This window comes from Turicimonas sp. TL08 (genome assembly GCF_054660695.1).
Map to the genome: position 1 here is coordinate 1 of NZ_BAAGDP010000045.1, position 6177 is coordinate 6177.

General features: G+C 40.9%; 5 protein-coding genes and 1 tRNA gene. 2 read left to right on the top strand and 4 right to left on the bottom strand.

The window, feature by feature from the left end; translation table 11 throughout:
* Window positions 1-324 precede the first annotated feature (324 nt).
* The 4 genes from ACYQ4O_RS12730 to ACYQ4O_RS12745 all read right to left on the bottom strand — a co-directional run bounded on the left by ACYQ4O_RS12730 (window position 325) and on the right by ACYQ4O_RS12745 (window position 5127).
* The gene (locus ACYQ4O_RS12730) at window positions 325-1716 is read right to left on the bottom strand and encodes an FAD-dependent oxidoreductase (RefSeq protein WP_460175842.1); all 1392 of its coding nucleotides are present in this window, start codon (window positions 1714-1716) and stop codon (window positions 325-327) included.
* Window positions 1717-1828: 112 nt separating this feature from the next.
* Window positions 1829-2479 (bottom strand): response regulator transcription factor, encoded by a 651-nt coding sequence (locus tag ACYQ4O_RS12735; RefSeq protein WP_308513069.1) that lies wholly within the window; start codon window positions 2477-2479, stop codon window positions 1829-1831.
* Window positions 2439-4247, bottom strand: a complete 1809-nt coding sequence (locus tag ACYQ4O_RS12740) for a sensor histidine kinase (protein ID WP_460175843.1) — start codon at window positions 4245-4247, stop codon at window positions 2439-2441. The genes ACYQ4O_RS12735 and ACYQ4O_RS12740 overlap by 41 nt, the downstream gene beginning before the upstream one ends.
* 103 nt (window positions 4248-4350) lie before the next feature.
* Window positions 4351-5127 carry a DUF4422 domain-containing protein gene (locus ACYQ4O_RS12745; protein ID WP_460175844.1) on the bottom strand — a complete coding sequence of 259 codons (777 nt, stop codon included), beginning with the start codon at window positions 5125-5127 and terminating at the stop codon, window positions 4351-4353.
* A 228-nt stretch (window positions 5128-5355) separates the two neighbouring features.
* Here ACYQ4O_RS12745 and ACYQ4O_RS12750 point away from each other — a divergent pair, with 228 nt between their 5' ends.
* Window positions 5356-5793: a helix-turn-helix domain-containing protein gene (locus tag ACYQ4O_RS12750; protein ID WP_460175845.1), complete on the top strand. Its 438-nt coding sequence runs from the start codon at window positions 5356-5358 to the stop codon at window positions 5791-5793.
* 48 nt (window positions 5794-5841) lie between these two features.
* A tRNA-Arg gene (locus ACYQ4O_RS12755) sits at window positions 5842-5918 on the top strand.
* The last annotated feature ends 259 nt before the right edge of the window (window positions 5919-6177 follow it).

Sequence of the window (6177 nt, forward strand, 5' to 3'; positions counted from 1 at the left end):
AGCGTTCAATCTGAGCCAGGATCAAACTCTTTTGTTTAATCTCTGTTGTCGCTCTTACTCTTCGTTTCGGTTTTGACGGAGTATTTCCTACTCCGTTTGCCTCACAAAGCGAGCTTCTTAAATTTAATCTTTCGCTTTCGCTCTTAAACTTAAGTGCCCGCTCTTATCGGTTCGTCGATAAATTTTTAAAGAACTTTACCTAAGATTCACTCTTAAGTCGCTTCCGAATTAACTTGTTTTCGTCAGCGCAGAATTCGAATATTACAGACAATTTTTTCGCTCGTCAACTGTCACAACCAAAACTGATGTAAAGAATTGTAATTTTTATTGGGTCAGGTTTTTAGCAGTCAAGCGTCCGAACACTACAGCACAATTAATACCATTGCCTCCGAGTCGGTATTTGCCGTGTAGATTGCCGATTATCTGACCACAGGCCCATAGCCCGGTAATGGGTTTGCCGTGCTCGTCCAACACTTGGGCCGTTTCATTGATTTCTACGCCTCCTAAAGTCAAATGTATTTTAAAAACGACATTTGCCGCCCAGAAAGGAGGAGTCAGAATTTGTTTATCAAATTGGCATTCTTGAATTGTTTGAAACAGGTTTTTCTCTGGAATGTTTAACTTTCTCGCAAGTTCTTCAACGGTATTTCCTCTCCAAACCATATTCTTGTAGAGGCCTTTATAAACATTCTTTTTTCTGTTGAGCTGAATTTCTTGAACCGTTTGATTATCGACAATGGAATAACATCGTTTGAAGCCGCCGTTAAAGTACGCTTCCGAAATTTTTCCCCTCGGAAGCTCTTCATTTACGAATCTTTTGCCGTTTTCATTAACAAAGATGAACTTTCTCGGGTTGTAATCCAGACGAACAGGATTATTTTCGTGCGCTGACGAACCCGGTACGCACTCCACAAAATGCATATTTGTTAATTTTCCGCCTATTGCATAAACTGCATCGTGAAGATCTCCCGTCGCTCCGGGGTTGGAATCTGTTCCTAAATCAGCGGCCCACGGAACCATCTCCCTTAATTTAGAACTGTTTGCGCCAAATCCGCCGGAAGCTAGAACAACTCCTTTACGGGCAAAAACCGTGCTTGGACCTTCTGGCCCCTGTGCTATCACACCGACAATTCTGTTTTCCTCGTTTCCTTTGATTAAGGTGATGACCCGAGAATTTGTAGATATCTGTACTTTCTTCGATAAACATGCTTCTGCTAAGACCTGAATATAGATCCTGCCGTTCCCAGTTTCTGTCAGAAAAGAACGAGGATATTTCCCTCCGTAGACATGATAAGGCGTCGGCAAAAATCGTATTCCCAATTTCTTAAGCCACTCAAGAGAATCACGGCTGTTTTCTGCCAAAGTTCGGGCTAATTTGGGAGAATTTAGGCCTTCGGCCAGCTGGTTTATTTGAGACGTGTAAAGATCAATGCTATCCGGAGGATAGTCTGGGAACCAAGAAGATTCTTCCGGAGTAAGAACAGCGTTGAAATAACCGCCCGATAAGAAAGTATCTCCTCCCAGCTTCGGCATCTTCTCTAAAAGCAGAACCGAAGCCCCTTTCAACGCCGCACTATATGCAGCCGTGAGACCTCCTGCTCCTGCACCGACAACAATGACATCTACATATCGCGGGGAATATTCATCTTCAGACGATAAAGCGACCACAGGAAAACCTGCTATTAAAGTAGTAAAGAGGAAATCCCTTCGCTTCATATACTCCTCACAGTGAATTATCGTTGTTAATTTATTAACGCCACAATTTGCAAGAGGTCGCAGGAAAACAATCCGTTCTATCCTGAAAATCCATACTGAAATCTATCTCGAGTTATTGATTAGGATTGTTCAGCAAATATGCTTTGCGATATCGATTCAAATCGTTTAAAAATCCAGAAAGTTCTGCAGCATTCTCGACTTCCAGCTTTTCATAAATGCTCGACCGATGGGACCGGACAGTTCGCTCCGTAATTTCCAACACAAGACTTATCATATTGTTGGTAAGCCCTTTTGCTACCATATCAGCTACTTGACGCTCCGCCTCAGTTAATGAATTCCATTGATTCATCAAAAATTCTGCAAATTTCCTTCCCTTCTGTCTCTCCCTATGTTCTTCCACTGCCTCTTTTATGTAATCCAGGAGTTTATCAAGGCGAGGAGGCTTTACTAGAAACGTTTTGGCTCCCTTATGAACGGCTTCGACAGCCATTTCTATGTCTCCATGAGCAGACAGAAAAATAATAGGAAGATCGCACCTTCTTCTAATTAACTCATTTTGCAATTCAATTCCAGACATATGCGGCATACGGACGTCCAGGACAATGCAGCCGGTCACAGAAAAATCATCTTTTTCCAAAAAAGATAACGCCGAATTGTATGACTTGACCTTGAAGCCTGCCATTTCTAAAAAAAGAGACTGAGCTTTCAGAACACTTTCGTCATCATCCACCAACCGTATTAATGATTGCGTTATCTTCGTCATCTCCGCCTCCTTCTTTTGTTATAAATTTTTCTACAAATAAACTAGCGATCACTCCCGACGATTCTCCTCTTTCAAACTCTAAATGTCCGCCGGATGATTCTGCAATCGCATTGCATATTGATAAACCGAATCCCAGTCCATCAGGCTTGCTGCTTTGAATGGCTTTTCCTAAATTTTCGAAAGCTAGCTGATCAAGTTTTGGCCCGTTGTCCCTTACGCTTAATTTCCAAAAAGCCCCAGCCTCCGATACAGAAACCGAGATATGAGGATTAACGACTCCCTTAACAGCGCTTTTGGCATTTCTTACGAAATTAAGAACGATAAATTCCAGTTCAAAAGCATCTCCAAGAGTAAAGAATTCTCCCTTAGGAACATTATTTTCAACTGCTTGTGCGTATAAGCCTTGGCCTAAAGCATTACTCACAACACCTCCCAGATCGCAAATCTTTTTTTCTTTGGGTCTTTTCTTAACTAAACTTCTGACATGTTCAACGATCTGAGTCGATTTTTGCAGTTCATTTTGTAGGAGAGTGATAATTTCTTGCGCTCTACTATCTTTAGTTGGCTTTTGTTCCAGAAGCATGCTCAACGCTCCGGCGTAGTAACCAATGTTTGTAATCGGCTGTTTAATTTCATGCGCAAACATACTGGATATTTGAGAAACGATGCTCATTCTTTCCAGAGCATGGAGTTTTTGTTTACTTTTCTGGGATTCCAAATAAAACTTCTTAGTCTCTTTTAGTGCTTTGCTTAGCTGCCCCGTGCGTTTTCGAACCAAGTAATTAATTTGAAATACATGCAATAAAAGGAAAAACAGCAACAAGACTGCAAAATAAATCCCGTTTTTATATTTCTCCAGTAAAAACTTTACAGACCAAGCCGAGTCATGGTTAAAAGGTCCAAGTCTTAGAGACTGCATCAAGTTGTATGTAGGCAAGAAGTTATTTGTGATCGTCCAGTTGAAATCCAAGCCTACCGAAGGCATAGTCAGCAGCTCAACGGTAACGTCCTTAGTAATACTAGGCGCAACGCCGGCTAAGGAAAAAAAGACAACGTCCGGATATCCCGGAGTACTAACTAAACATTTTTGTGGGTTGAGGCGTTGATTAAGAACCCTAAAATCTCCTTCTTTTATCTGTCCGGACTGGATTGCTTTCTCCAGCTCACAGCTTTCAACCACTCCGACAGTCACGAAACCGTGTTTTAAAAGAAGGAATACATCCGGCACACCATATTTCGTCTCGATGATTTCTGAAAAAAACTTGTCTGGGTTGTAACCTGCGGAAAGCAGCTCTCCTTTGGCAATAAGCCAACCTCCAAAACTTTCCAAATCTGAAACTGCTGCTTTTTTCCCTCTAGCATCCGCTAGAGTTTTTATCGAGCTGTCCGATCTTACGATAATGGTTGAAGCTACTGAATCCGTGAAATTCGAAGTCTCTTTATTCTCTTTAGTGGCGACTTGAAGAGCTCCGTGGGTCTGCATCAAGCTGACATAAGTAAAGGCATTTGAAATTAAAAAATCCGGCTTATACCTCTCTATATCTTCCAGTATGTTGCCGGGGTTTATATCTACTAAATTGAATTGATATTGTGTAAGGCTCTCCATCAAATGATCGACGGTCGGAGAGTAAGACTCTATGAAAAAAGTAGGCGAAAAAGTATCCACCAGTCCGATGGTGACAGTCGGTTTATTTTCTGATGGTAAGCCCTGGCTGGAAAAGACAAAAAGCAATGCCAGAAGGGCAAATCTGATTTGGGATTGCTTCACACCTATTCTCGTTTTATTTTTTCTTATGGTAAGAATTTAATAAACTCGTTTCAATATAACAATAGGTATATTTCTTATGCTTTTCGGCTTGAAAAAATTTTTTCTATTCTATTAACTTTTTTAAACCTGCTTTTCTAAGTAAAAACTTCGCAATCTTTTGAGGCCAATTCACAGGCTCAAGATTCAAGACAGGTAACTCGCAATATCTAATCTTGTTCTTTGTCAACCAAACATCCAGAAGTCTCTCGGAGAGGAAGCCAAAGACACGAGCATCATTTTTTGAGTAGTCTGAAATAGTTAGAGTCTTCTCTACCTCTTCTAAAACTGAAAAAAGCCACGTGCAATACTCATCGAAGAGTTCCTTTTTCATCACAAACATATTGAGCAAATGAAGCTTCTTAGAATTCATTACTTGCTCAAAGGCCGGAAGATAAGACGGACAAATCTTCCTGATAGCCTTTTCTAATGCAAGGAGATCTTCTTCATGATGTGCATGAACATATTGACTTCGGACAGTTTCGACGAAGTAATTTCTCTTCACTGGCAGGATGACTTGATTTTCTCGTAAGTATTTCTCAATCTCTTGAGCGTCCAAGATATTTGCAAACTTTCCTCGAACTTTAGAGTTTCCCTTGAAATATCTTCGATAGTGAACAAGGCCAACGACATCGGCATCATTGATATTTTTCCAGATCCAAAAGTAACCAGTCAGCTCGCAATAATTCGGATTCTTTTCTGAAATATTCAGTCCGGTATTATCTCGAACTCCTTTTAGTCCTAGATCTTTCCGTAATGAGGCCCCGACTTCTAAGGGAATATATATGTCGTCATCAGGCATCTCGTAATTTTTGTGAGCCGCTATAAAAATTTTAATCGACATATCCTCAGACCTAAATATTTCAACTTGAAAAGTTTAATCGATTTCTTCTTTTTGCAAATCGTTCTATTATTTACAAAGTAGAAAAAACGTTTATTTTTTCTAGAGTTAGAAAGAGTATTTTTCCTCCGATGTCCTAGGAATTACAGCCCATCTTGAATTAACCAATAAATTTAGATTAAAATCCCTGCACATCCTAAAAATATGGGATGGCGATTAGGAGGTCAATTTATGGAGAACGACCCGCAAGTCAGAGCTGGGTTATCACAAAGATTACAAGAGCTAAGATTGGAGAACCAAATGACGCAAGCAGAACTTGCTCGTCTTTGCGATATTCCTCAGCCTGTGTTGTCTTTGTACGAAAAGGCTGACAGTAACAGAATGCCCACTCTGTATGGACTTGTGAAACTGGCAAATGTTCTTCGTGTTTCGACTGATTATCTTCTGGGCCGTACAAATGAGAGAACCGGCAGCGCAAGTTTCATGCCGGAAGATTCTGTCTTAAAAGAGCTCTCGGTCAAAGACAGACAGATTCTCATCCATATTGCTAAAGCGCTTTTACTTGCCGCGAAAACAAAACAAGAAATAATGAGAAGCAAAAAGATTCCGAGTAAAGCTGAGCAAACGCCCGATACAGGCGCCGAAACGTTTTTTTCTTTGCTGCTTTAATAATTTTTTAGTTATTCCACTTTTCCAGTGTTAAAATAAAAAAATGTTGCGCCAGTAGCTCAGTTGGATAGAGTACTTGGCTACGAACCAAGGGGTCGTGGGTTCGAATCCTGCCTGGCGCGCCAATGATGGTCCGAGACGCTTAACAGCTTCTCGGACCTCCTGTTTTTTATTCTCCTCTGCTAGGTTCCTAAGCCTTAATCGGATACTCTTATGGAGAATCCCCTCCTTAATGGTCTCCTCTAAACCACTGCGTTTCTGAAATATTGCATCGGTTAGAGTATCTATGGGAGGGCCTTCCTCCCATGGTTCGGGCTACAGTTCATCGTCATCGTATTCATCAGCCTCATCATCGTAATCCATTTCTCTTTCCGGCTCAGAATC